At 68.6% G+C, this 24,239-nt stretch carries 23 protein-coding genes; 8 read left to right on the top strand and 15 right to left on the bottom strand.

Going from position 1 to position 24,239, the window contains the following annotated elements; all coding sequences use genetic code 11:
• The first annotated feature begins 61 nt into the window (after positions 1 to 61).
• Together N864_RS00970 and N864_RS00965 are read left to right on the top strand one after the other, a co-directional pair.
• Positions 62 to 520, top strand: a complete 459-nt coding sequence (locus tag N864_RS00970; RefSeq protein WP_034712319.1) for an FAS1-like dehydratase domain-containing protein — start codon at positions 62 to 64, stop codon at positions 518 to 520.
• Positions 517 to 948 (top strand): MaoC family dehydratase, encoded by a 432-nt coding sequence (locus N864_RS00965; protein WP_034712318.1) that lies wholly within the window; start codon positions 517 to 519, stop codon positions 946 to 948. Before N864_RS00970 ends, N864_RS00965 begins: the two co-directional genes overlap by 4 nt.
• Positions 949 to 1,046: 98 nt before the next feature.
• Here N864_RS00965 and N864_RS00960 read toward each other — a convergent pair whose 3' ends face one another.
• The 4 genes from N864_RS00960 to N864_RS00945 all read right to left on the bottom strand — a co-directional run bounded on the left by N864_RS00960 (position 1,047) and on the right by N864_RS00945 (position 5,561).
• Positions 1,047 to 2,708, bottom strand: a complete 1,662-nt coding sequence (locus N864_RS00960) for an AMP-binding protein (protein ID WP_034712317.1) — start codon at positions 2,706 to 2,708, stop codon at positions 1,047 to 1,049.
• A gap of 83 nt (positions 2,709 to 2,791) precedes the next feature.
• The gene (locus N864_RS00955) at positions 2,792 to 3,571 is read right to left on the bottom strand and encodes an enoyl-CoA hydratase/isomerase family protein (protein WP_034712316.1); all 780 of its coding nucleotides are present in this window, start codon (positions 3,569 to 3,571) and stop codon (positions 2,792 to 2,794) included.
• A 23-nt stretch (positions 3,572 to 3,594) separates the two neighbouring features.
• Complete coding sequence (locus N864_RS00950) at positions 3,595 to 4,575, bottom strand: quinone oxidoreductase family protein (RefSeq protein WP_034712314.1); 981 nt, start codon at positions 4,573 to 4,575, stop codon at positions 3,595 to 3,597.
• A 68-nt stretch (positions 4,576 to 4,643) separates the two neighbouring features.
• Positions 4,644 to 5,561, bottom strand: a complete 918-nt coding sequence (locus tag N864_RS00945) for a LuxR C-terminal-related transcriptional regulator (protein ID WP_240474151.1) — start codon at positions 5,559 to 5,561, stop codon at positions 4,644 to 4,646.
• Between N864_RS00945 and N864_RS25865 the strand changes: the two genes are divergently transcribed.
• Positions 5,469 to 6,419: a TetR/AcrR family transcriptional regulator gene (locus N864_RS25865; RefSeq protein ID WP_240474150.1), complete on the top strand. Its 951-nt coding sequence runs from the start codon at positions 5,469 to 5,471 to the stop codon at positions 6,417 to 6,419. The two genes, N864_RS00945 and N864_RS25865, sit on opposite strands and share 93 nt — an antisense overlap.
• On the opposite strand, the gene N864_RS00935 is transcribed toward N864_RS25865, so the two are convergent.
• A complete protein-coding gene (locus tag N864_RS00935; protein WP_034712311.1) occupies positions 6,400 to 7,635 on the bottom strand; it encodes an acyl-CoA dehydrogenase family protein in 1,236 nt (411 codons plus the stop codon). The genes N864_RS25865 and N864_RS00935 overlap by 20 nt on opposite strands.
• 154 nt (positions 7,636 to 7,789) lie before the next feature.
• On the opposite strand from N864_RS00935, the gene N864_RS00930 reads away from it, so the two are divergent.
• Both N864_RS00930 and N864_RS00925 read left to right on the top strand, forming a co-directional pair.
• A complete protein-coding gene (locus N864_RS00930) occupies positions 7,790 to 8,242 on the top strand; it encodes a MaoC family dehydratase (RefSeq protein WP_034712309.1) in 453 nt (150 codons plus the stop codon).
• 15 nt (positions 8,243 to 8,257) lie between these two features.
• Entirely contained in the window at positions 8,258 to 9,256 is a 999-nt protein-coding gene (locus N864_RS00925) for an NADPH:quinone oxidoreductase family protein (protein ID WP_034712307.1), read from the top strand.
• A 65-nt stretch (positions 9,257 to 9,321) separates the two neighbouring features.
• On the opposite strand, the gene N864_RS00920 is transcribed toward N864_RS00925, so the two are convergent.
• Entirely contained in the window at positions 9,322 to 10,368 is a 1,047-nt protein-coding gene (locus N864_RS00920; protein WP_034712305.1) for a phosphotransferase family protein, read from the bottom strand.
• Between the two features lie 40 nt (positions 10,369 to 10,408).
• On the opposite strand from N864_RS00920, the gene N864_RS00915 reads away from it, so the two are divergent.
• Positions 10,409 to 11,281 (top strand): SDR family NAD(P)-dependent oxidoreductase, encoded by an 873-nt coding sequence (locus N864_RS00915; protein ID WP_338033611.1) that lies wholly within the window; start codon positions 10,409 to 10,411, stop codon positions 11,279 to 11,281.
• Between the two features lie 208 nt (positions 11,282 to 11,489).
• On the opposite strand, the gene N864_RS00910 is transcribed toward N864_RS00915, so the two are convergent.
• The 8 genes from N864_RS00910 to N864_RS00875 all read right to left on the bottom strand — a co-directional run bounded on the left by N864_RS00910 (position 11,490) and on the right by N864_RS00875 (position 21,418).
• Positions 11,490 to 13,040, bottom strand: coding sequence for a class I adenylate-forming enzyme family protein (locus tag N864_RS00910; RefSeq protein WP_051518020.1), 1,551 nt, complete (start codon positions 13,038 to 13,040; stop codon positions 11,490 to 11,492).
• The gene (locus tag N864_RS00905; protein WP_051518019.1) at positions 13,040 to 13,807 is read right to left on the bottom strand and encodes a tyrosine-protein phosphatase; all 768 of its coding nucleotides are present in this window, start codon (positions 13,805 to 13,807) and stop codon (positions 13,040 to 13,042) included. Before N864_RS00905 ends, N864_RS00910 begins: the two co-directional genes overlap by 1 nt.
• Positions 13,808 to 13,853: 46 nt before the next feature.
• Entirely contained in the window at positions 13,854 to 14,858 is a 1,005-nt protein-coding gene (locus N864_RS00900; RefSeq protein WP_240474149.1) for an NADPH:quinone oxidoreductase family protein, read from the bottom strand.
• Positions 14,842 to 15,588, bottom strand: coding sequence for an SDR family oxidoreductase (locus N864_RS00895; protein ID WP_051518028.1), 747 nt, complete (start codon positions 15,586 to 15,588; stop codon positions 14,842 to 14,844). Before N864_RS00895 ends, N864_RS00900 begins: the two co-directional genes overlap by 17 nt.
• A gap of 166 nt (positions 15,589 to 15,754) precedes the next feature.
• Entirely contained in the window at positions 15,755 to 17,548 is a 1,794-nt protein-coding gene (locus N864_RS23310) for a PucR family transcriptional regulator (RefSeq protein ID WP_162164480.1), read from the bottom strand.
• Between the two features lie 13 nt (positions 17,549 to 17,561).
• Positions 17,562 to 19,235 (bottom strand): AMP-binding protein, encoded by a 1,674-nt coding sequence (locus tag N864_RS00885; protein WP_034712300.1) that lies wholly within the window; start codon positions 19,233 to 19,235, stop codon positions 17,562 to 17,564.
• 117 nt (positions 19,236 to 19,352) lie between these two features.
• Positions 19,353 to 20,267 (bottom strand): LLM class flavin-dependent oxidoreductase, encoded by a 915-nt coding sequence (locus N864_RS00880; protein ID WP_034712299.1) that lies wholly within the window; start codon positions 20,265 to 20,267, stop codon positions 19,353 to 19,355.
• Positions 20,264 to 21,418, bottom strand: a complete 1,155-nt coding sequence (locus tag N864_RS00875; RefSeq protein ID WP_034712297.1) for an acyl-CoA dehydrogenase family protein — start codon at positions 21,416 to 21,418, stop codon at positions 20,264 to 20,266. Before N864_RS00875 ends, N864_RS00880 begins: the two co-directional genes overlap by 4 nt.
• 73 nt (positions 21,419 to 21,491) lie before the next feature.
• Between N864_RS00875 and N864_RS00870 the strand changes: the two genes are divergently transcribed.
• The gene (locus tag N864_RS00870) at positions 21,492 to 22,364 is read left to right on the top strand and encodes a PaaI family thioesterase (RefSeq protein ID WP_034712295.1); all 873 of its coding nucleotides are present in this window, start codon (positions 21,492 to 21,494) and stop codon (positions 22,362 to 22,364) included.
• Positions 22,365 to 22,478: 114 nt separating this feature from the next.
• Positions 22,479 to 23,390: an amidohydrolase family protein gene (locus N864_RS00865; protein WP_034712293.1), complete on the top strand. Its 912-nt coding sequence runs from the start codon at positions 22,479 to 22,481 to the stop codon at positions 23,388 to 23,390.
• Positions 23,391 to 23,678: 288 nt separating this feature from the next.
• Here N864_RS00865 and N864_RS24450 read toward each other — a convergent pair.
• Positions 23,679 to 24,239, bottom strand: a 561-nt coding sequence (locus N864_RS24450; protein WP_155892752.1) for an ImmA/IrrE family metallo-endopeptidase, incomplete at its 5' end; no start/stop codon positions are given.

Genomic DNA, 24,239 nt, shown 5'->3' with positions numbered 1-24,239 from the left:
CTCGTCTCTCTGGCTAAATGATACTATAGGTCAGACCGAAATGAGACCTCTGAGGAGCACCATGGGCGCCACCGATGGCCTCGTCGGCACCGTCATCGACGAGGTGTCGTTCGACGTTGAGCGTGGCAAGATCCGCGAGTTCGCGACCGCCACCGCGACCGACGACCTCATCCACACCGACCGCGCCGCGGCACGCGCCGCCGGCTTCGAAGACGTCCTCGCGACGCCGACACACGTCGTCGTCGCCGGGCACGTGCGGGACCAGGGTGCCTTCGTCGACCGCCTGGGTCTGGCGCTCGAACGGGTGGTGGTCGGCGGCGTGCGGTGGGAGTACCAGCGAGCACTGGTGGCCGGTGACACGTTGCGCGGGACACGTCGCGTCACGAGCGACGTGCAGCGAGCCGGGTCCCGGGGCGGCACCGTGCGAATCATCACGTTGGAGACCGAATACCTCGACGCGGCAGGCTCCCCCGTCGTGCGGCTGACCGAGACGATCATCGAGCGTGGAGCATCCTCATGACGCATTCCGGGCGAGCGCCGGCCGCCGTCGCCGTCGGCGACACCCACCCGGCCCGGGTCATCGGGCCAATCACCCAGACCGACATCGTCCGCTTCGCCGGTGCCGGCGGTGACTTCAACCCGCTGCACCACGACCCGGAGTTCGCCGCTCGCGCAGGCTTCCCGCGTCCCATCGCGATGGGGCAGTTCCAGGCCGGCCTGCTCGCCGGTTGGGTGTCCGATTGGCTGGGTGTCGAGCACCTGCGCAGCCTCGAGGTCCGCTTCGTCGCGCCGCTCATGATCGGCGACGCCGTCACGGTGGGCGGTGAGGTGGTCTCGGTCGAGCAGCGCGAGGCGGGGCAGCTCGCCACCGTCGAGCTTCGTGCGACGAAGGACGACGGCAGTCTCGTGGTCACGGGCAGGGCCGACGTGGTCGTCTCCGCCTCCTGAGACCACCACCGGCCCGACGGGAGAGCGCGACGAGCCCAGCGGCATAAGGTCGATGCTCTCGTATGCCGCTGGGCTCGCGCCTCGCGCGAGACGCTCCCTCAGGCGACCGGCTCGCTCAGCTTTTCGGCGATCATCTTGCGCAGGACGTGCTTCTGGATCTTCCCGGTCGCAGTGGTGGGCAGCTCGTCGACGATCTCGAGGCGCTCGGGCAGCTTGACCTTCGCGATGCCCTGGTCGAGCAGGTAGGTCGTGACGTCCTCGAGAGTGATGCCCTCGTTGCCCGCCGTCGGAACGAGATAGCAGCACGCCTTCTCCCCCAGTCGTTCGTCAGGCATCCCGACGACTGCGACCCTGCTCACGGCCGGGTGTGCCGTCAGGAGGTCCTCGACCTGACGCACGCTGATGTTGAGCCCGCCGCGGATCACGATGTCCTTGGTCCGCCCGGTGACCCTGACGAAGCCGTCCTCGTCCATCACCCCCAGGTCGCCGGAGCGGGAGTGGCCGTCGGGGGTGAACAGCTCCGCCGTCTCGACCGGCTTGGCGACGTACTCGAGCATGTGCATGGCGCCCTTGTAGGCGACGTCGCCCTCCTGGCCCCGCGGCACCTCGTTGCCCTCCTCGTCGACGATCTTGACCGACTGGAGTGGCAGAGCCTGGCCGTCCGAGGTGAGCGACCGGCGCGGCTCGTCGTCGGGCCTGCACATCGTCGTCGTGATGTTCTCTGTGCGTCCGTACAGGCTGAGCACCTTCATCGCCGGGAACACCGTGGCCGCGCGTTCGATGATGGTCCCCGGGATCGGCGCTCCGGCGGCGACCCAGACGCGCATGCTGCTCGCGTCATGCACCTCCGGGTCGTAGGCGTCGAGCGCCATCTGCAGGAACGTGGTCGCGTTGACGGTGATCGTGCAGCCATGCTCTCTGATCTGGTCGAGCCCGAGCCTGGGCTCCCAGGACTGCATGATGTGCGACTGGGAGCCGCGGATCAACGGCACGATGACGCTGGTGACGAGGCCGGTCGTGTGGGTGACCGGCGACGGCCCGAACTGGACATCCTGGGTCGTGACCCCCCAGGCGTCGCCGAGGATGCGGGCGCCACACGCCATCGTGTTGAACGTGTGCAGGCAGCCCTTGGGAAACGACGTCGTGCCGCTGCTGTAGACGATGACGAACGGTTCGTCGGGCCCGACCCCCTGCCCGATCTCGGTCGCGCCCGCCTGGCTGTCGACGTCGACCACAAGCGACTCGACGTCGATGGTGCTCTCGTCCCCGACCCCCGCGCCGCGGACCACGACGACGGCTTCGAGCGCCGGCAGCTCGTCCCGGATCTCGGCGTACATCCCGGGGTAGTCGAACGCCTTGAACGACTCGGCGGTGAAGGCGAGGCGGGCTTCGGCGTTGCCCGAGATGTAGGCCACCTCGTCTCGCCGGTAGATCGGCATGATCGGCACCATGATCGCGCCGAGGCGCGCGAGCGCGACCGTGATGACGGCGAACTCCGTCCAGTTGGGCAGCTGGACGGTGACGCGGTCACCGGCTCGAAGGCCCCACCGGTGCAGACCGACCGCGAGGCCGAGGGCCCGGTCGCGCAACTGCCGGAAGGTGAGCCCCGTCGTGTCGTCCGTGAGGAAGACGCGATCGGGCTGGGCCTGCACCTGGCGCTCGAGCAGGTCGAAGAGGGTGTCGGCGCGCCACTGGCCCGTGTCGTAGAACGTCGCGATCTCGTCGGCGGAGTAGCGGTCGGTGACGTGCGCGAGCTTCATCGGGCGACGGTCCCTTCGGGGTCTGTTCGTGTGTTGGACCGATCATAAAATGGTTAGACCGAAGGATCAAGAGGTCTCCGGTGTCAACGCAGCTGCCACTTCGGGGCGCGCCTCTCCTTGAAGGCGGCCACCCCCTCCTTGATGTCCTCGGTGGTGAACGCGAGGGCGAGCTGCGCCTGCAGGGCCGAGAGCGCCGCGGGGAGCGGGAGGTCCCGCGTGGCATTGATGGCGTCCTTGCCCAGTCGCATGAGCAGTGGCGACTTCGTGGCCAGACGCCGGGCCCAGTCGCGGACCGTCTCGTCGAACGCCTCCGCCGACACCACGCGGTTCACGATGCCCAGGCTGAGCGCCTCACCGGCCGTGATGGACTCGCCGAGCATCATCAGCTCGTTCGCCTTCATCCGGCCGATGTTGCGGTAGATCACCGCGGAGATCATGAACGGGAAGACCCCGACGTTGATCTCGGGACATCCGAAGCGCACCGAGTCCTTGGCGATGATCAGATCGCACGCGAGGGCCAGCCCGAAGGCGCCGGCCAGCACGTCACCGTTCGCGGCACACAGGACCGGCTTGCCGAGGCCTCCGATGAGCTGATAGAGCCGGGGGAACCGGTCCAGGCCGCCATACTTGGTGATCGTCGGAGCGTCGCCGGCGAACGCCTTGAGGTCACCGCCCGCGGAGAAGATCCGGTCGTGCGAGGAGGTGAGCACGACGACGCGCACGGTGTCGTCCGCCCGCGCCCGCAGGAACGCCGAGATGAGGTCGTCGAGCAGCTCGTCGCTGAGTGCGTTGCGGACCTCGGGGTCGTCGAGGGTGATGGTCCCGACGGCGTCGGCCACCTCGTAGCGCACCTTGTTCGTCACGTCGGCTTCCTTTCGGGTTGCAGTCAGGGCTGGGTGAGGACGACCTTGCCGAAGCCCGCGCCGGCCTCGAGGAACCGGTGGGCGTCCGCAGCGGCGTCGAGGGGGTACGTGGCACTGATCGGAGGTGGCACGATGTCATTCCCGTCCATGAGCGCGAGCAGGCCGGCGAAGTCCCTGGGGCTGCCCATCGTCGTGCCGATCAGCTCGTACTGCCCGAAGTAGAAGGGCCGGGGCTCGAGGACCACGGAGTCGGAACGCGACGCGCCGAGGACGACGAGGCGCCCGCCGTGCCGCAGGCACCGGAGCGAGTCCCGCCACGTACCAACCGAGTCCAGGACGAGGTCGAAGCCGGCCCCGCCGGGTGAGAGTGCCCTGGCCTGGTCGGGCCAGTCGTCCTCCGTGTAGAGCACCCCACCAGCAGCGCCGAGACCCTTGGCCTGCGCGATCTTCTCGGGCGAGGATGACGTGACCACGACCCGGGCTCCGACGCCGGAGGCCAGCGAGACGGCCATCGTCGCGACCCCTCCGCCGGCACCGAGGACCAGCAGGCTCTCCCCCCGGCGAAGGCGGCCACGGGAGAAGAGGCCTCGGTACGTGGTGACCCCGACGAGCGGGAGGGCTGCCGCCTCATCCCAGCTCAGGCCGGCCGGCCTCGGGGCGAGGCAGTCGACCGGTACCCGGACCAGCTCGGCGTAGGTGCCCCAACGGTGGTCGCCGAGGATCTCGAAGTCCGGACCGGGCGCGGACTCGTCGTCGCCCCACCAGAGGGAGGGCAGGACGACGACCTCCTCGCCCGTGTCCACGCGAACGCCGGCACCGTCGGCTCCGATGACATGCGGGAGCGGCGAGCCGTACCGGCCCTGACGGACGAGCACATCGTGCCAGTTGAGGGCAGCGGCCTTGAGGCGCACGGTCGCCCACCCGGCCCGCGCCTCGGGATCGGCCACCGACTCCGCGCGGAGGACGTCGGCCTCTCCGAAGGTCCTCATCAGGACGGCCTGCATGTCGACACTCCTATATCGGTCTGACCATTAGACCTTACCGAGGGGATGGCCGCGAGGCAACCCCAAGCTCAGCCCTCGCCGCCCTCGAGGGTCAGGCGCAGGTACTGGCTGATGGCCTCGGCGCGGTTGTCGACGTGCAGCTTGCGAAGGATGTGCTTCATGTGCGACTTGACGGTGTCGCTGGAGATGACGAGGCGTTCGGCGATGCGGTCGTTGGTCGCGCCCGTTGCGACGAGGGCGAGCACCTCGAGCTCACGCTTGGTCAGCAGGCTCTCGAGCCGACCGAGATCAGCGGTGCGCTTCATCCGTCGCTGGCCCGCGCCGAGGGCGGTCGGGCGGTCATGCCTGGCCAGCCCGATCTCGGCGTTGGCGAGGTCGTCGAGCGAGGTGGCGACTGCTTGGAGCGCGGCACGCACCTGGTCACGCTGCTCCTGGAGCCGGCGCACCAGCACAGCACGCTCGAAGAGTCCGTCGAAGACCCGGGCGAAGGCTGCCAGCACGTCGCGGTCGAGCGGCGTCACCGCGAGCGCCCGGTAGTCCGCGTGCAGGAAGCCGACGACGCGACCCTCCGGCATGAGTGGCGCCGCGACGTACGACCGGTGACCCGACGCCGCGCGGAGGACGGGGCTGACCCGCGGGTCGGTCGCGGCGTTCTCGACGATGGCGGCCTCGCCCCGACGCACCATGTCGGACTCGAGCAGGAGGCGGTCGAGCGGGATCTCGGGGATCTGGGCCATCCAGTCGCGGAAGCGCAACTCTGCGTCCTGCCGATGGACCGCATAGCTCTTCCAGGGTCGCCACATGGTCCCCTCCACGCGAGAGAGCATGACCCGATCGAAGCCGCAGGACTCGACCACGGCCCGGCACACGCTCCCGAGCAAGACATCGGGGTCGTGCAGGTCGCGCAGGCCGGCCAGACCTCTCTCGAGCTGCTCGAGCCGTCGCAGGCGCTCGTGCACGATGAAGTCGCGGATCTCGAAGCGCATGGTCTGCACGTCGGCCAAGGCGATGCTGACAGCGTGCGCCCGCTCGCCGCCGGTATCCGTGCCCAGGAGGCGGTCGCGCAACTGCCCGCCGCGAACGGCCAGATGGGCGTCGAGCGCACGCAGGCTCTCGAGCGCCGCCGGCGCGGGCGTCAGGTCCGAGTCGGCCAGCTCGTCCGTCATACAGAGCAGCTCGGCCGCGCGATCCCTGAGACGGGACCCTCGTCCATGCGTGCTCATCGCCACATCATAACGATCGTTAACGCGCGTGCTAGCGTCGCAACCGTGGACCGTGACCGTCAGATTCTCGAGACCGCTGCCGAGCTCTTCCACGAGAAGGGGTTTCACGGAGCCAGCATGGACGAGCTCGGTAGCCGCGCCGGACTGAGCGGACCGGCCCTCTATCGACACTTCGCGGGGAAGAACGAGATCCTCGCCGCACTGTTCGACCTGGCCATGGACGAGCTGCTCGACGCTGCGGGGACGCCCGATGGCACCGATCCTCAAGAGGACCTGGATCGGCTCATCCGCCACCACGTCAGATTCACCATCGGCAACCGGCATCTCGTCAATGTCTACTACCGCGAGGGCCGCTCGCTGGTCGAACCGTGGCGAGGCCGCTTCGGTCGCCGGCGCGAGCGATACGTGGAGCTCTGGGAGCGCCATGTTGCCCGGCGGTACGCACAGGCGCGTGCTGCGGAGGTGTCCGTCGCGACACAGGCGTGCCTCGGCCTGATCTTCTCGATCACGACCTGGCCGAGTGGCCTGCTGCGCGGGCGGTCCGTCGAGGACCTGGTCGTCGGGCTGGCGATCTCGAGCCTGCAGGCTCTGGAACCGCTGGTCATCCCTTCGCGAAGCTGAACATGGCACTGGCGATCCGGCGCTTCTGCAGCTCGTCGGTTCCCTCCGAGATGCGGTAGCGGCGGTGGTGCCGGTAGATCAGCTCGAACTGCTTGGCTCGCGTGTAGCCCATGCCGCCGTGGATCTGCATGGCTCGGTCGGCGGCGTTGCAGGCCAGCTGGTTGCTTCGGAAGTTGACCATCGCGACCTTGTCGCTCACGCCGGTCTTGCCCAGCTCGTCCATCATCCAGGCTGTCTTGTAGATCGTGTTGCGGACCAGCTCGGCCTCGGTCTGCAGCTCGACGAGCTGCCACTGGATGCCTTGGTGCTCGTGCAGCGGCTTGCCGAAGACCACGCGCTCCTGGGCGTACTTCACCGACTCGTTGATGCAGTACTGTGCGGCGCCGAGGGAGGCGGCGGCCTGCCGGATCCGGTTCTCGTGCACGAACAGCTGGGCGCATTCGAGGCCCTTGCCCACCTCGCCGATGACGGCGCCCGCGGGGACGCGGACGTCGCGCAGGTGGACCTCGGAGTGGTCGCTTGGCATGTTGAACGTCCAGTGGTTGAACGGGATCGAGAAGCCTGAAGTCGGGATGGGGACGAGGAAGGCGGTGATGCCGTCGGCCTTGCCGTCCTGGCCGCCGGTCCGGGCGAAGACGATGTCGTACTCGGAGCAGTCGACGAGTGAGTTGAAGCGCTTCTCCCCGTTGATGACCCAGTCGTCGCCGTCCCGGCGGGCGGTCGTCTCGAGCCAGGTCGCGTCGGACCCGTGGTTCGGCTCGGTGAGGCCGAAGGCGATCTCGATGTCTCCGCGGATGAGCGGCTCGATGAGCTCGCGCTGCTCCGGGGTGCCGAACTCGTCGAGGACGAGCGCGATCGGCAGGTTGGCGACCACCGAGGCCTCGTCCGAGTGGGGGAAGTGCAGCCCCGAGCCCCTCGTCAACAGGTGCTCGCGGACGAAGGCCATCGCGACGTTCGTACCCGCCTGGCCACCCATCGTCGCCGGGAGGGGGTACCGGAAGAAGCCCGCTGCGTCGGCGCGGCGGCGCATCTCCTGCAGCAGTTCACGCCAAGCCTTCGTCGGGAAGCCGTCCCGCTCCCAGTCGGTGCGGGCGTACTCCCTCCGGTGGTCGAAGAACTGCGGGTGCTCGTCCTCGAGCGGCTTGATCTCCCGCTCGATGAAGTCGTCGAGGTGCTTCACGAAGGTCGTGACGTCCTCGGGAATCGACCAGTCCATGGGCCCTTCCTTCCTGTACGTGCTGGTTCCTCCGGGGACGGTAGGTCGGATCGGCCCTGCTCCGGGTCGACCGCTCCGGAGTGCGGTGTGGATTGCTCCAGCGCGCCGGGGCATCGACGGGACGCTCACGGCGACGGCGTGGTCTCATCGACGCATGTTGACCCTGAACGGCATCGCAGAGCTCGAGCAGCGGGTGGGCCAGGACCTCGGCACGAGCGACTGGCACCACGTGACCCAGGACCGCATCACCGCCTTCGCCGACGCGACCGACGACTTCGAGCAGATCCACCTGGACGAGGCCCGCGGCAGGCAGGCAGGGCTGGGCGGCACCATCGCGCACGGCCTCTACACGTTGTCGCTCGGACCGAAGTTCCTGTACGAGATCTACTCGCTCGACGGACCCTCACTGGGCCTCAACTACGGCTTCGAGAAGGTCCGCTTCCTCAACCCGGTGAAGGTGAACTCGCGGATCCGGATGACCGCGACCCTCAAGGCGGTCGATCCGATCCCTGGAGGGCACCGCGTCACCATCACGCAGACCTTCGAGATCCAGGGCCAGGAGAAGCCCGCCGCCGTGGCGGACTCCGTCGTCGCCTACTTCGACTGAGAGAGGCGCATAGTCATGAAGGCCATCGTCGTATCTGAGCTGACCGGACCGGACGCCGCCGTCCTGAGCGACATTCCGGAACCGACCGGCGCCCACCCCCGGGCGCAGGGCGAGCGCCTCCTGGTGGAGGTTCACGCCGCCGGTCTGTCGTTCATCGACCCCCTGCAGACGCGGGGGCTCTACCAGAACGGGGTGGCTACGCCCTACATCGCGGGCAGTGAGGTCGCCGGCGTCGTCCTGGAGGCGCCCGAGGGGTCGGGGTTCGAGCACGGCGACCGTGTCGGGGGGATCATCTGGCACGGGGGCCTGGCGGAACGCGCCCTGGCCCTGCCCGAGTACACCGTCAAGCTGCCCGACTCGATGTCGTTCAGGGAGGGCGCCGCCCTGTACATGAACTACGCGACGTCCTGGTACGCCTTGTACCGCGCGGCTGTCCAGCCGGGTGAGTGGGTCCTCGTTCAGGGCGCCGCCGGAGGCGTCGGGACGGCTGCCCTCGACCTGGCAAAGACGTTCGGGACCAAGGCGATTGCCGTCGTGTCGAGCGACGCGAAGGAGGCCGCCGCGCGGGCCTGCGGCGCGGACGAGGTGGTCCGGTCCGACGGGCCCTGGCTCGAGGAGGTGCGCGCGCTGACGGATGGGCGCGGCGTCCACGTCGTGCTCGACCCGGTCGGGGGCGACCGCTTCACCGACTCGTTGCGCGCCCTGCGGCAGGGCGGACGACTCATCGTCATCGGCTTCACGGGTGGGGAGATCCCCACCGTCAAGGTGAACCGTCTCCTCCACCGCAACCTCACCGTCACGGGCATCACCATGGACAACATGGAGACCGAGTACCCCGGCACCCTCCGGATGGTTCGCGACGCCGTGGAGAGGCTCGCTGCCGACGGGGCGATCAAGCCGCTCGTCGGCGCGACCTTCCCGTTGGAGCAGTCGGCTGCCGCGCTGCGCTCGCTCGAGGAGCGTTCCGCGATCGGCAAGGTCGTCATCGAGGTCGTCCCCGAGCAGAGGGGCTGAGCTACAAGCGAAGCACGCGTATGCCGCTGAGCCGGCTCAGCGGCATACGCGTGCTTGGTCTTGCGTCAGGACAGCCAGTCCCGGCCTGCCTCGACGGCGTCCATGATCTCGTGGCCTCGGACGATGACCGCCCTCAGCGACTCGCCCCCAACCGTGATGAGCGGGTCGGGGTCGGCGAGCCGGCGGTTGCGCTTGACGAAGACGGCGATGGTCGAGGCCGTCTTGTAGTGGCAGGAGGCGAGGAACCAGCCGAGGTCAGGGACGTGTCCGGGCCGGAGCGAGAGGTACTCGTCGAGCAGGACGTGCGCGGGCGGCATACCGCTGCCCGCTGCGAGGTCGCGGGGGCCTCGCCGGTGGCGGAAGTAGTGCGCCGGGTCGGTGTGCATGAGCAGCCACGCCAGGTCGCTGCGGGGGTCGCCGGTCGACCAGATCTCCCAGTCGATGATGGCGGTGAGCTCGCTGCCGTCGAAGAGCATGTTCGCGAGGCGGTAGTCGCCGTGCAGCAGGGTCGGCTCGACAGGGTCCGGCCGCGTCGCTGTCAGGCGCGCGTGCAGCTCGGCGTGGCCCGGACAGATGTCGTCGTCGACCGTGCTGAACAAGCGCGCCCAGCGGTCGAGCTCCTCCTGGATGGAGGTGACCGGCTCGTCCCCGACGCCCAGCTGGGCAGGCGTGATGTTCTGCATCCGCGCCAGCATCCGGGCGGCCGAGCGGGCTCGCGTGTCGACGACGTCGGGGGCCGGGGGATCTTCCGTGACATCGAGAAGCGGCTCGTAGGAGTCGCCGGCGACCAGCTCCATGACGAAGAGCGGCGGCGCACCGTGGTCCTCGAGGAGGACACCGGGCACTCTGATGCCGTCCTGCCCACCGAGCAACCGGATCACCCGCGCCTGTCGGAGGACGTCGCGGTTCTTGACGGGCTCGAGACCCACCGGGGCCACCTTGACGACGACCTGCATGTCGGATTGTCCCGGGCGCACCAGCTTGGTGGCATAGGTCAGGCTCGACACACCGCCGGGGAACCGTCGAAGGCCACACACCTGAGCTCCCGGCCAGCGGCGGTCTGCGGCGGTCGTCAGCCTGGCCAACAAGACGTCTCGATCCAGCTTCCTCACGTGCTCAACTGTCCGGTCGGGACGTCGCGAACGCAATGCGATGCGGGTCGCGGAGTGGAGATGTGCACAGCGTGAACCCGTCACGGCGCTGCCCCGTCGACGAGACCACTGTTACACCAGATCCATGACGCTCGATGCCGCTGCGGGGAAGGCAGTTCCAGACCGTTTCTCGCTTGCCGGGAAGGTGGTCGTGATCACGGGCGCATCCTCGGGTCTCGGGGTAGCCTACGCCCTCGGCATGACGCAAGCCGGTGCCAAGGTGGTGCTCGGGGCACGTCGCGGGGAACGTCTGAAGGAGACGGTGGCGCTCGTCGAGGCGGCCGGTGGGGAGGCGATCGCGATGGAGACCGACGTCACGCACATCGAGGACTGCGACGCACTCGTCGCTGCGGCAATGGACGGGTTCGGACGGGTCGACGTCCTAGTCAACAACGCCGGCAGTGGGGGCGAGTACCACCTCGTGACCGAGGACCCACCGGAGCACTTCCGCGCGATCGTCGACCTCAACCTCAACGGGTCCTACTGGATGGTCCAGGCCTGCGCCAGGGTCATGGAGCCGGGCAGCTCCATCATCAACATCTCCAGCGTCATGGCGCTGACGACGGCAAAGATGCCGGCTGCGGCCTACAGCGCGAGCAAGGCCGCCATCCTGGGGCTCACCCGCGACCTCGCGGCACAGCTCGGTCCCCGAGGGATCCGCGTCAACGCGATCCTCCCCGGCGTCTTCCCCTCGGAAGCGACGGCCCACTACAGCGAGAACTACAAGGCCAAGGTCGTCGCGGCCCGCATCCCGATCGGGCGCATCGGCGACCCGACGGACATCGCCGCCACGGCGGTCTTCCTCGCGAGCGACGCCGCCGGCTACATCACAGGAGTGAGCCTGCCGGTCGACGGCGGCGTCCTGATCAACTGAGGACACCCGCCGTCGAGGTGCCCTCGAGTACCGTCGCTCAATCGTCCCAGTCACCCATGAATCAGGATCGCCGTGCGCCGACGCGCCACCGACACCGTTGACCTGCTCGGCGACGAGCGTGTGCTGGGGATCAGCGAGAACGTCAAGAACCCCTGGGCGATGGTCCGGCCGCCCGCCAAGCAGCCCGCGTGCTGCGCGTTCGGGGTGATCATGCCGTTTCCCCGTTCTGTGATCCGTCGCCGGTAGTCGCCTCAGACACGAGACCCGCGATCACCTGGTTCCGCAGCTCGGCCTTGAGCACCTTCCCGGTCGGGCCTAACGGCAGGGCTCGTGAGGTGTACACCGCTCTGGGCACCTTGTAGGCCGCGATCCGCTCTCGGCAGTAGTCGGTCACCGAATCGGCGCCGAGGTGTCCACCGCGTCGCGGCACGACGACCGCCACCGGGATCTCCCCCCGCCGCTCACCCGGGACACCGACCACGGCACACGCCACCACTGCGGGGTGACCGGCGATGACCGCTTCCACCTCGGCCGGGTAGATGTTGTTGCCGCCGCAGATGACCATGTCCTTCTTGCGGTCGACGAGGAAGTAGTAGCCGCCCTCGTCGACGTAGCCGATGTCACCGCTGCGCCAACCTTGGAGTGTGTGCGCGTCCTGCGCTTCGGGGTCCTCGAAGTAGCCGGGGCTCATGATGTCGCCGCTGATGACGATCTCGCCGGGCTGGCCGACCGGTACCAGCTTGCCGTCGTCATCGAGGATCCGCACGACAGCGCTGCCGACGACCTGCCCGATCGAGCCGGGCCTTGGCCGACCCTGGTGGGGCTCGACGATGACGATCCCTGACGTCTCGGTGGCCCCGTAGATCTGGCTCAGCCACACCCCGGTGATCGCGTGGAATCGTTCGATCAGCGCAGGCGGGGCCGCCGCACCTGCGGTGATGGCGGTCCGGACCTGGGAGAGGTCGTGACGCGAGGGGTCGTACTGCTCGCACATGTCGACATAGATGGTCGGTGTCCCGAGCAGCATCGTGACGCGGTGCCGGGTGATGAGGTCAAGGGCGACAGCCACGTCCCACCGCGAGAGCAGGACCATCGTGGCCCCGGCGAACACGCAGGTATTCATGATGCCGCTCGCACCGAAGTTGTTGAACAGCGGCATGACGTTGAGGACCACATCCGAGCCGTAGCGCAGCCGGTTGTGGACGAACATCGCCGTGAGAGCGCTCTGTTGGCCGAGCTGGGTCTGGACGACGGCCTTGGGCCGACCGGTCGTCCCCGAGGTGAAGAACATGCAGACCGGGTCGTCCGGTCGGCGCGACGCCGGGTCGTATGACGTCGTCGACCTCTTCAGCAGCGCCTCGACGGAGTCGGGCCCACCGTCGGGCCCTGACCAGACCAGGACGGTGTCGGGGGCGGCCCCGTCAATGCGGCCGACCTCGGCCCTGCCCGCGGAGTCGGTGACCAGGATCTGCAGGCGGGTGAGCGAGGCGGCGGCGGCGATCTCGGGGGCCCGGAACATCGGGTTGAGCGGGATGGCGACGGCACCGATCCGCTGCGCCGCCCAGTAGGTCAGCGCGAGTTCGAGGCCGCTGGGCAGGAGGATCCCGACCGGCTGGCCTTCGGTCAACCCGTTGGCAGCCAGCTCGCCTGTCTGCTGCTCGAACTCCGCGTAGGTCACGGACTGATCCGCGGTGACGAAGAAGGGACGGTCGGGGTATGCGGCGGCGGTGCTCGTGAACATGGAGGTGAGTGTCTGCATCAGCTGTCCCTTTCCCTGAGTGCTCGATCAGGTTCGAGCAGGGCGCTCTCGTAGGCCAGCAGCTCGGCGGAGGTGACACCGTGGACGCGCAGCCATCGTCGCGCCCCACCCCAGCTCCCCTCCAGCCAGCCGAGGAAGGCCGACATGACCTCGACCCGGGGCTGGTGGTCGTCGGCCGTCGTCCCGGCCAGCTGGGCTCGGTACGGCTCGGCGTCGGCGAGGCGGTCGATGATCGGGGCGATCCCACGGGCGGTCAGGGCGTAGTCAGCCACAATCGCGTCTCGTGTCACTCCCAGGGCGTCCAGCAGCAGCGCCGCGACGACCCCGGTCCGGTCCTTGCCCGCTGCACAGTGGAAGAGCGCCGGCTGCCGGGCCGGGTCCATGAGGGTTCGCACCGCCTCGACCACTCGGTCCGGACCGTCGACGAGGTAGCGGTGGTAGCCCGCATGCCACGTGGTGCCCTGAGCGAGCCGTAGCGGGACATGGTGCAGCTCCACGCCACGGTCAACCCAGGCGACCTGTTCAAACGCGGTCTCGCCGTGGCGGCGCAGGTCGACCACGGTGCGCAGGCCGATCCTCTGCAGCAGTGGATCGGCGAGGATGCGCGGCGAGGCGAGGAACTCGCTTCGGAAGAGCCGGCCTGCCCGGGTGCGCCGCCCATCGACCGTCGTTAGCCCACCGAGGTCACGCAGGTTGTGGGTGCCGTCCGCCCGCAGCCGGCGACGGTCGCCGGCCGGTGCATCGCGGTCCGTGTCAGTCTCCAGCACCCGATGACTCCTTGTCCGTCATGACTCGACCTTCACCGCTTGACCCTCATGTCTTGACCTGCACGACGACCTTGCCGAGCGCCGCGCGCCTGTCGATGAGAGCAAGGGCCTCAGCGGCCCGGTCCAGCGAAAGCACGTGCCCGACGACGGGCCGGATCGCGCCGGTGGCGGACAGCTCCTCGAGGGCCGAGGCGAGCACCGCGCTGATCTCGGGGTGACGCCCCACATAGGGAGCGAGGGCGACCCCGACGACGCTCAGGTCACGGAGCAGGAGCCGGTTCGCACGCACCTCCGGTATGCCGCCCCCCGCGAATCCGACCACGCCAAGGCGGCCGCCCACATCGAGGGATCGCAGTGAGTCGACGAACCGCTCTCCCCCGACCGGGTCGATGACGACGTCGACACCGCGGCCATCGGTGAGCGCCTTGACCTCGTCGACCCAACCGGCTGCCGGTCGAATGACCAGCCGTGCGCCTGCCTCTCGGGCAACCCTTTCCTTCGCGTCGTCGGAGACGACCGCGATGGGCGTGCCGCCCAACGCCTGGGTGACCTGGATCGTCGCAGTGCCGACGCCTCCTCCAGCACCGTGCACGAGCACGGTCTCGCCGGGTCGCAGTCCGACTCGGTAGAGCGCGAACCACGCGGTTGCGTAGTTGAGCTCGAGAGCGGCGCCCTCGATGAAGGACATCGCGTCGGGCAGCCGGACGGTGTACCGGGGCTGACCGAGGGCCCGTTCTGCCAGCCCTCCCCAGAGCGTGAGGCTGGCCACCCGGTCTCCGGGTGAGAACCGACACCCTGACGGCGCCTCGAGCACGACCCCCGCGACCTCTCCCCCGGCGACGTAGGGGGGAGCCTGCCCATGTTGGTACTCGCCACGCGACTGGAGCAAGTCTGGGAAGCTCACGCCGGTGGCGTGCACGTCGATGAGCAGCCGCTGGCCATCTGCCCACTCGTGCGCCCCGTCCGGCTCCGGTACGTCCCGCAGTTCCCCCGCGCTCGGTCCGGCCAGTTCAGGGATGACGAAAGCTCGCACGTCAGCGGCCGGGGCCACTGGTCGACGGCGAGACCGGAACTGCGCGCGTGACGGACGAGGTGACGGAACGGGTGTTGAGCCCGTCGCCCCCGTCGACGGTGAGGGCCTGGCCCGTGACGCTCTTGGCCGTGGGCGAGGCGAAGAATGCCACCGCGTCGGCGATTTCGGCCGGGGCGACGAAGCCGTTGGGCATGGTCGCCAGCCAAGCGTCCTGGATGTCCTGTGGCATCGACAGGATGCCTGAGCTGGCGGTCATGCCCGGCAGCACCGCGTTGGCCGTGATGCCCAAACTGACGTTCTCGGCGGCTGCCGTCTTGACGAGGCCGAGCAGGCCGGCCTTCGTCGTGCTGTAGGAGATCTGCGCGGGCATGCCTTGGGTACCTGCGGTGCTCGAGATGACGACGATCCGCCCGAAGCGCCGCTCCCGCATCCCCGGCAGGCAGGCCTGCAGGACGCGGAAGGTGCCGGTGAGGTTGACGTCGAGGTCCTTCTGCCACTTCTCGAGACTCATGCTGTGGGCGGCCCCGAACATCGTGGTCAACCCGGCGTTGGCGACATACACGTCGATGTCGGATAAGTCCGGCAGCTCGTCCCGCGAGATGTCCGCCTGGTAGGTGCACCCCGGCTCCCGGTCGAGCGTGACGACCTCCATGCCGTCTGCCTCGAGCCTGGCCACAAACGCCTGGCCGATGCTGCCCTCGCGCGCGGCGCCCGTGACCAAGGCCTTCAACCTCTTGGACGTACTCATCACACTTCCCTTCACGAATGACGTGGCCTTGCTCATCTTCGGGACCACGCCAGACGACGTCCACGCGCTCGCGCGATGGCGCTGTCGACATCTCCACGTCGACCTGGCACCTTCACCGCCGAGCCACGGAGGACGTGACCGAAGGCCTTCGGCTTGCCGCCGCCTGTCATGCGGTCTTCCGGCCGGTGCTGGCTTCCCCCGGCGCCAAGCCGGTATGGCGGCTCGCGGGCTCCGTCGGCTCCGTGCCGGCGGCGCCCGCGTCGGCGGGCACCCGGGTACCGATTGCATCGAGCGTGGGGTGGCCCTGAAGTCGAAGCACGAGCAGCGCGGTCTGCACGCTCAGCTGGTCGTTTGCGTCTCCCGCCACATCGAGGCCGGTGGCCGCCGCGACCCGAGCCAGGCGGAGCCGAATCGTGTTCTCGTGCACGCCCAGGCGCGCCGCGGATGCCCGCACACTGCGGCTGGCGTCGAAGTAGCACTGGAGGGTGAGGAGCAGGTCGGCCATCCCGGGTTCGGAGGACAGCAGCCGGCCGAGCACGTCACCGACGTAGGCCTTGATCGCGGACGTGTCGCTGTTGGCAAGGAACAGCCGTGCAGGACCGAGATCGTCGACCGCGAGGACGTTGTTGGCAGTCCGCCCGACGAAGCGGTCGATGCAGTGGACGACCTCGCGGGCCTCGCGATAACCCCGGGAGAGGGCGTTCGGCTCGCAGACGCTGGAGATGCCGACGATGACGTCGGGTCCGCAGAGGCGTGCGGTTGCAGACGCGATCGCGGCCTTGACCTCGTGGACCAGGGACACGTTCGGGCGATCCGCCGGTGCCTCGATCACGAGGAGCACTCCGTCTGACCCCCGCGTCGTGAGGACCTCGACGCCGAGGGCGTGTTCGATCGCTCCCGCGAGCGTCTGGTCGACGCACTCGTTGGACCTGGCGTGGGATGGTTCATGCACGTAGGCGAGGATGCGGCGGGCGCCGGTGTCGACGCCAAGGTAGTCGGCGCTGGCCATGAGGTCCTCGGCGGTGTGGGTGCCGCGGATCAGCGACCGGGCCAGGGCCGATTTCGCGTTCCACGCCATCCGTGCGACTCGCCGTTGGACGAGCAGCTCGGAGGCGAGGTGAGCGGCCGTGCGGTGCGCGGCATACGTGTCGAGCGCGCTGAAGCGCGAGGGGTGCTCATCGATGACGAGCCAGCCGAATACCTCTCCGGCGGCGACGACGGGTGCGACGATCTTGCGACGGCTGAGGCCGCCGACGCCACCCGCAGGCACGATAAAGGTTTCGGTCGTGTCCCCGGCGTCGGCGTCGTGGTCGGTGAGGACCGCATGGATCGCGGGGCTCCAGACGGGGGCGGTTCCACCGGAGGATGCAGTCGTGATCTGCCGATGACCGTGGTCGAAGAGGGTCGTGGGCTTGCCGGTCAGGCGCGCCACCTCACCCACGAGTGCGGTCAGGCCGCCCCCGTCACGCATGATCTCGGTCAGGCGACCATCGACCGTGGCCCGAGCCCGGAGGTTACCGTTCGCCCGTGTCAGCGCATGGCTCCGGTAGACAGAAGCAATCGTGGTGGCGGCCAACGTGGCGACGGTCGCGATCCCGCGCAGGATGGACGAGTCGGGGTCGCTGCCGTGTTCACTGGAGGCTTCGCCCCCATCGAGGGTCAGGAACCCAATGGCGTCCCCGCTCGGTCCAAGGACCCGCGCCATGACGAACAGCCGGCGGGTGGCCTTCTCGGCCACGACAATTGGAGACTCTGACTCCAGGACCCGGTCCCGAAGGCCCGCGGCGAGCGGCGCAGCGGCACAGCTCGGGGACTCATCGTCGGAGGTGGCGGCGAGCTCGAACCTAACGTCTTGTTCTGAACGCATGTGGAGCCTGACCTGCGCCCCGCCGGCGGCGTCCGCGGCGAGACGCAGGACGTCGCGCAACTGGTCGGCCATGGCCGCCGGCAGAGTCGGCATCGGCATCTCCCCCTCAGGCCCGCAGCTTCGCTGCGATCTCGTCCCGCAGGAGGTGCTTCTGGATCTTGCCGGTGGCGGTCATGGGCAGCGAGTCCACGACCTCGAGCCGCTCGGGCAGCTTCGGCGTGGCCACGTGGCGCTGCCTGAGGAAGTCGACGATCTCCGTGAGCGTCGGCGCCTCCTGCTCGGCAGCGGGGATGACATAGACGCAGACCTTCTCACCCAGGCGTTCGTCGGGCATCCCGACTGCCACGACGTTTCCGACCGCTGGGTGGTCGAGCAGCAGGTCCTCGAGCTCACGCGCGCTGACGTTCAGGCCGCCTCGGATGATGATGTCCTTCGTCCGGCCCGTGACGCGGACGTAGCCGTCATCGTCCATGAACCCGAGGTCTCCGGATCTCGAGTAGCCGTCCGGCGTGAAGAGGGCATCGGTCTCGGCCGGGTTCCGGTAGTAGCCAAGCATGTGGCTCGGTCCCTTGTAGGCGATGTCGCCCTCGGTGCCACCCGGCACCTCCTCACCCAGCGCGTCGACGACCTTGACGGACGCGCCCGCCAGGGCACGGCCGTCGGACGTGACCGACCGTTCCGCGGGATCGGTGGCGGTGCACATCGTCGTGAGGAAGTTCTCCGAACGACCGTAGAGGCTGAGCACGCGGCCGCCGCGCAGCATCTGCCCGGCCCGCTCGACGACGCTGCCGGGGATCGGCGCGCCAGCACAGACCCAGTAGCGCATGCTGCTCAGGTCGTGCACGGCGGGGTCGTGGACGCCCATCATCATCTGGAGGAAGGCGGTCGCGGTGACGGCGACCGTGCAGCCGTGCTTCTGGATCCGCTCGATGCCCTCGGTCGGTTCCCACGCCTCCATGAGGTGGGAGGAGGCACCGGTGATGAGGGGCAGCACGACACTGGTGACGAGGCCGGTGCTGTGGGTGATCGGCGACGGACCGAACTGCACGTCCTCGGCGGTGTAGTCGAGGCTCGTCGCGATCGCCGCGGAGCTGGCGCGAATCGCGTTGTACGTGTGGAAGCAGCCCTTCGGCTTGGCGGTCGTCCCGGACGTGTAGACGATGAGGAAGGGGTCATCGGGGGAGCTGTCCGGGCCGACCTCGCCGGCCAGCTCGGTCAGATCACCCGCCACGAGGAGGGAGGCCAGGTCGGTCGCACCGCCCGGCGTGGCCTGCGCGGCCGCTCCGCCGCGTGCTACCACGAGGTGCCGGAGCTGCTCGGGGTGCTCGCCCTGGATCGCGGCGTACATGTCGACGTAGGAGAAGCCCTTGACGGACTCGCACGTGATCGCGGCGACCGCGCCCGAGTGCTCGACGACGTAGGAGACCTCGGCTCCCCGATAGATCGGCATGACGGGCACGACGACGGCGCCGAGGCGTGAGAGGGCGACGGCGGCGAGGCCGAACTCGGCCCAGTTGGGCAGCTGGACGACGACGCGGTCGCCGCGCTCGATCCCGAGACGACGCAGGCCGGCGGCCAAGCGCAGCGCGTCGTCGCGCAGCTGGCCGTAGGTGAAGGAGGCCGTGCTGTCGAAGATGAACACCTTGTCCGGATATTCCGCGGCTTGGGCGACGACGTCCTGGTAGAAGCTCTCATGACGCCAGTAGCCGGCGTCGTAGAAGTCCTTGACCTGCTGCTCGGTGTACCGGTCGGAGACGGTGGCGGGCGACTGCGTTGTCATGAGCGCTCCAGGGCTGGGAGTGGCGTGGGTTCCCCGACGGTGGGTGCGGCCGAAGGGCCCACCCACCGATTGCCCCTAAGTTAGAATGGTTGGACCGAAAAGACAAGGGTATGCCGCTCAGCCCGCGAGCAGCTCCCTGACCTTGGCGGCGTGCTCGAGGCCTGCCTCGACCGAGGCGGCGACCGGGATCAACGTGATGTGCTCGGCCCCGCCGTCGACGAAGGCGGTCAACCACTCGGCGACGTGCTCCGGGGTGCCGGCCGGCGCGACGTGCTGGAACTTTTCGTAGGGCAGCTTGTAGAGCGCCTCCATCCGTTCTCCGATGAGCCCGCGCGCCGTCTCACCGTTGGAGTCGAGCCCGCACCAGACGTTCACGCCGAACCAGGTCGGCTCGGGGCGGCCGAGCGCGCGAGTCGCCTCGAGGATCTCCCCGCGTGTTTGGGCGAACCGGCGGGCCGAGCAGAAGATTCCCAGCCAGCCATCGCCGTGCGCAGCCGCACGGCGGACCGCCGCCTGGCCCTTGCCGCCGATGACGAAGGGGATCGGCTCGGCGGGTGACGGAAGGATCCTTGCCGCGTCGAGGGAGAAGAACTCCCCTGCATGGGTGACCTCGTCGCCGGTCAGGAGGCGGCGGACGAGCCCGAGCGCTTCGTCGAGCTGGCGGCCTCGGGTGGCGGGGTCGACCCCGGAGTTGCTGATCTCGCTGCGGTCCTCGCCACCGACGCCGACCCCAAGGACGAGCCGGCCCGGCGCCATCTCGGCGAGGGTGGCGAGCTGGCGCGCCGCGACCATCGGGTGGCGCAGCCCGAGCAGGTAGACGCCGATGAGGACCGAGACGTCGTCCTGGGTCGCGAGCACCGAACTCGCAGAGACGATGCCGTCGAAGCCGGTTCCGCCGTGGAAGGAGATGTGGTCGCCCACCGTCACATGATCCAGGCCGGCGCGCGTGGTGTGGTGCAGCAGCCGGCGGCGCTGGTCGGGGCCTGAGGCCATCAGCGCATCGTGGGGGAACGAGATCCCGACCTTGGTCATCGGGCAGCCACCTTGCCGATCAGGGTGGTCGCGATGATCCGCTTCTGGATCGCGGCGGTCCCGTCGCCGATGAGGTAGCTCATGACGTCGCGGTAGCGCTGCTGGAGCGGCGTCTCGGCGGAGTAGCCGAGGTTGCCGTGGGTCACGAGGGCCGCCTCGATGGCGTCCTTGGCCACCTGCGGCGGCCACCACTTGCACATCGCGGCGAGGTGCGTGTGCTGTTCCCCGGACTCGCGGGCCCAGAGCGAGCGGTAGCAGAGCCAGCGGGCCGCCTCGAGCAGCGTGGCACTCTCGGCGATGGGGAAGGAGACGCCCTGGAAAGCCGCGATGGGGCGGCCGAACGCCTCGCGCTGCTGCGACCACGCGATCGCCTCGTCGAGGCTGGCCTGGGCTGCACCGAGACAGGCGAGCCCGATCGCGGGACGGCTGAAGTCGAAGTGGGACATGGCGCCGGCGAAGCCCCTCCCGCGCTCCCCGACCAGATGGTCCGCCGGAACGAAGACCTCCTCGAAGGACAGGCCGCCCCAGCCGAGGGGCAGCGCGCCCATCCCGATCGTGTGGGAGCGGGTGACCCCTTCGGCGTCGAGCGGGACGAGGAAGCAGCTGATCCCGGCGTAGCCGCTCGTCCCCGGCTCGCGTGCGTAGACGAGCGCGGCGCCGGCATTCATGGCGTGGCTGATCGCGATCTTCTCCCCCGTGATACGCCAGCCCCCGTCGACCGCACGGGCTTCGGTGCGCAGGTTCGACACATCCGACCCCGCGGACGGCTCGGTGACAGCGATCGCCACCATCTCCTCGCCCGCGATCATCCGGGGAACCCACTTCCGAGCCAGGCTCGGCTGGCCGTGCTCGGCGATCTGCGCGGCGACCAGGCCGACGTAGATCGGTCCGGCCGCCACGTTGATGTCTCCCTGGGCCAGCGTCTCGGTCGCAAGGCCGAGCGTCACCGGGTCAGCTGGACCGGTGCCGCCATACTCCTCGGGCAGGCCGATGCCGAGCACGCCCAGCTTCGCCAGCTGCCGGTGCGCATCCCACGCGAAGTCCGCGGCGGCTGCCCGCTCGATGTACTTCGGCGCCAGCTCGGTTCGGGCGAACCGGAGCAGCTCTGCCCGGAAGTCCTGCTGCTCAGCGGTGAAAGCGAACGAGATCATGCGGGCCTCCCGGCGAGATGAATTTGGCCAGACCATATAGTACTAATGGACCGACCAAATTGTGAGGGGCGCCATGGCGACGACGAGACTGACGACCGGCGCGGGATCGAACGTCGTGGCCCGGCAACCGCTCCCGGTCGTGGTGAGCGAACCCGAGCGACTGTTCCGTGTTGAACCGGTATGTGAGCGTGACACGATCGTCTCCACCACCATGCCGACCGGCGCCTGGCTCGAGCGGGCCGCAGGGCGCATCTCGCTGGGGGCGCTGGGCGTACTCGCGGACGACGTGCTCGGCTATGCCGTACTCACCGAGCGCCCGGCCGACCACTGGTCGGTGAGCTCTGAGATCTCGCTCGACCTCTGCCACCCCATCGAGACCGGCCCTCGCCTGTCGGGCCGCGCGCGGCCGGTGTTCGCCGACCAGCGTGCCGCCGTCACGTCCGGTGAGATCGTGGACAACCAGGGACGGCTCGTCGCTGTCGGCCGACAACAGGGCCGCTTCGTCGCGACCATGCCGGGCGCTCCCGACGAGGGGCCGCCCGGTGCATCCACCCATGGCCCACCCGACCCAGGGGACGTCGGCTCGGTTTTTGATCTGCTCGACGTCGAGGCGAAGCCGACATCCGAGGGCGCACTGCTCGATGTTGCCGCGACGCCGGCCCTCGTCAACCCCCTGAGCAACCTGCACGGCGGCATCACGCTCTGCCTGGCGGACCTCGTCGCGATCACCGCCATGGAGGCCGAGGCCCGAGCCCTCGAGACGACCTCCATCCACGTCGCCTATCTGCGACCTGTTCCGTTGGGCACGACGGTGAGCTTTGTGGCGCATGTCATTCACTCGGGTCGCACCTTCGCGGTGGCGCGGGTGGAAGCGCGCACCGCCGAGGGCAAACGGTGCATCAGTGGCACCGTCACGGCCAGTTCGATCGGGGTCGGTCAGCACTGACAGACTGTCCGGCTCTCACCTGCTACTTGTGAACGATCGTTATCTGGTGCTACAACGGTCTGACCAAAGAGTCGGGTTTCCATCCCGACCGACATCAAGCTTCTAGGAGTCGTTATGTCCGGCGTCATCGACATCATGAACTACGCGCCCTATGTGGCGCCGGGCCTGTCGGGGACCGAGTACCAGTACGAAGAGTTCCAGACCATGGTTCGCACCACCCTTCGCCCACTGCTCCACGACGGCGTCGTCACCACCCAGTGGGGACGGGACGTCAAGGTCGACGACCCACCCACCGAGGCCGACCCCACCTTGCACATCGACGAGGCCATCGCACAACTGGACCGCGAGGGCTGCGACATGATCGTGCTCGCCTGCCTCAAGATGTGGTCCTACCGCCACCACCACCAGCTCATCATGGACATGCCCGAGGAGGTCGTGGCAGAGGCCGTCAAGGTCGCCGGCGACCGGTTCATCGGGGCCGCGGGCTACAACCCGTTCCGCATCGACGAGAGCCTGCGCCGCATCGAGACATTCGTGCGCGATCACGGGTTCAAGTACGTCTACTTCCACCCGATGACCTTCGGCATCGCGCCCAACGACCGCCGGTGCTACCCGCTGTACGCCAAGTGCATGGAGCTCGGCATCCCGGTGGGGATGCAGGTCGGGCACTCCGCCGAGACGCTGCCGAGCAACGTCGGCCATCCCATGCTCGTCGACGACGTCGCCATCGAGTTTCCGGACCTGAAGATCAACCTGTCCCACACGGGGTGGCCCTGGACCGGCGAGTTCATCTCCATGCTGTGGCGGCACCCGAACGTGTACGGCGACATCTCCGCCTACTTCCCCAAGACACTCGATCCGGAACTGATCAGGGCCATGGACCGGCAGCTGCGCGGCAAGATCATGCTCGGCAGCAACGGCTTCGACCTCACCCGATGCGTCCGCGAGCTGGAAGAGCTGCCGCTCAAGGACGCCACGAAGCAGCGGATCATGCGGGACAACGCCCTCGAGTTCCTGGGTTTGTGACGGGAGTCGGGCGACCCCTTGAGACCGGTCAGGAGCCGCGCATCGCGGCTCTGGCCTTCGAGGCTTCTCCAGCCCGGGTTCAGCGAGGTGCTGAGCGGCAGGCCACTGGTCGTGCCATGCGTCCGTAGGACGTTGAGCACTCACAGTTTGTCGGGGCCCTTCCTCTTTACGTCGTCCTGGATGACAGCCCATGCCGACACGCCAACGAAGTCCAGTCGGTCGGCCCTGCGCCGCTCACGAAGTTGGCTCCTCGCGTAACTTGCCGAGCAACCAGCTCTGCTCAGCGGGCTACTCCCTTTTCGTCATGCCGTGCAGGTCGGGCCGTCGGATCTTGGAGCGGCGCGGACGGTACCCATCCGCAGTCTCGAGGATCCGGCCGGCAGCGGTGAGGACGCGTTCCAAGTCCAGTCCGTCCAGGCTGGGTATCTCGCCCTTGAAGAACTGACTGAGGTGGTCAGGAAGTTCAACGCCTGGATAGCGTCGCTGGAACACGACCTTCGCTACCGACTCAGCCTCCAATTCCCTCATTTCCTCGGGCGTGCCACTCCGATCCGGCCAGAGATCCTTGTCGTGAGTGCCGGCGTGACCGCAGTAGAGGTGGCCCAGCTCGTGGGCCAGCGTTGCCAGTCGTGTCGCGTCCGTATGCGCTGAGTTGATTAGCGCTTCATAACGAATGGGCACCGAGTGGATCTGCCTCCCCTTTCCGTACGCCTCTTGAATCAGACAGGAATTCGCGGGCCAGAGGCAGCCCGCATGGTCCCACCCACGATTGGTCGGGGATACTCGCAAGCCGTCCCACTTGGCGTTCTCACTAATCCAATAGAGCGCCTCTCGCGCATCGCCCACAGT

The organism is Intrasporangium chromatireducens Q5-1 (genome assembly GCF_000576575.1).
GTDB classification, from domain to species: Bacteria; Actinomycetota; Actinomycetes; order Actinomycetales; family Dermatophilaceae; genus Intrasporangium_A; species Intrasporangium_A chromatireducens.
Note: the sequence above shows the minus strand (reverse complement) of the source record. Positions and strands in the feature narration are given on the sequence as shown.

Excerpts from the sequence above, each read along its gene's own strand:
- N864_RS00970 (WP_034712319.1), top strand. The coding sequence starts at position 62 with ATGGGCGCCACCGATGGCCTCGTCGGCACCGTCATCGACGAGGTGTCG.
- N864_RS00965 (WP_034712318.1), top strand. The coding sequence starts at position 517 with ATGACGCATTCCGGGCGAGCGCCGGCCGCCGTCGCCGTCGGCGACACC.
- N864_RS00960 (WP_034712317.1), bottom strand. The coding sequence starts at position 2,708 with ATGAAGCTCGCGCACGTCACCGACCGCTACTCCGCCGACGAGATCGCG.
- N864_RS00950 (WP_034712314.1), bottom strand. The coding sequence starts at position 4,575 with ATGCAGGCCGTCCTGATGAGGACCTTCGGAGAGGCCGACGTCCTCCGC.
- N864_RS00945 (WP_240474151.1), bottom strand. The coding sequence starts at position 5,561 with ATGCGCTTCGAGATCCGCGACTTCATCGTGCACGAGCGCCTGCGACGG.
- N864_RS00935 (WP_034712311.1), bottom strand. The coding sequence starts at position 7,635 with ATGGACTGGTCGATTCCCGAGGACGTCACGACCTTCGTGAAGCACCTC.
- N864_RS00930 (WP_034712309.1), top strand. The coding sequence starts at position 7,790 with ATGTTGACCCTGAACGGCATCGCAGAGCTCGAGCAGCGGGTGGGCCAG.
- N864_RS00925 (WP_034712307.1), top strand. The coding sequence starts at position 8,258 with ATGAAGGCCATCGTCGTATCTGAGCTGACCGGACCGGACGCCGCCGTC.
- N864_RS00915 (WP_338033611.1), top strand. The coding sequence starts at position 10,409 with ATGCGGGTCGCGGAGTGGAGATGTGCACAGCGTGAACCCGTCACGGCG.
- N864_RS00910 (WP_051518020.1), bottom strand. The coding sequence starts at position 13,040 with ATGCAGACACTCACCTCCATGTTCACGAGCACCGCCGCCGCATACCCC.
- N864_RS00895 (WP_051518028.1), bottom strand. The coding sequence starts at position 15,588 with ATGAGTACGTCCAAGAGGTTGAAGGCCTTGGTCACGGGCGCCGCGCGC.
- N864_RS23310 (WP_162164480.1), bottom strand. The coding sequence starts at position 17,548 with ATGCCGACTCTGCCGGCGGCCATGGCCGACCAGTTGCGCGACGTCCTG.
- N864_RS00885 (WP_034712300.1), bottom strand. The coding sequence starts at position 19,235 with ATGACAACGCAGTCGCCCGCCACCGTCTCCGACCGGTACACCGAGCAG.
- N864_RS00880 (WP_034712299.1), bottom strand. The coding sequence starts at position 20,267 with ATGACCAAGGTCGGGATCTCGTTCCCCCACGATGCGCTGATGGCCTCA.
- N864_RS00875 (WP_034712297.1), bottom strand. The coding sequence starts at position 21,418 with ATGATCTCGTTCGCTTTCACCGCTGAGCAGCAGGACTTCCGGGCAGAG.
- N864_RS00870 (WP_034712295.1), top strand. The coding sequence starts at position 21,492 with ATGGCGACGACGAGACTGACGACCGGCGCGGGATCGAACGTCGTGGCC.
- N864_RS00865 (WP_034712293.1), top strand. The coding sequence starts at position 22,479 with ATGTCCGGCGTCATCGACATCATGAACTACGCGCCCTATGTGGCGCCG.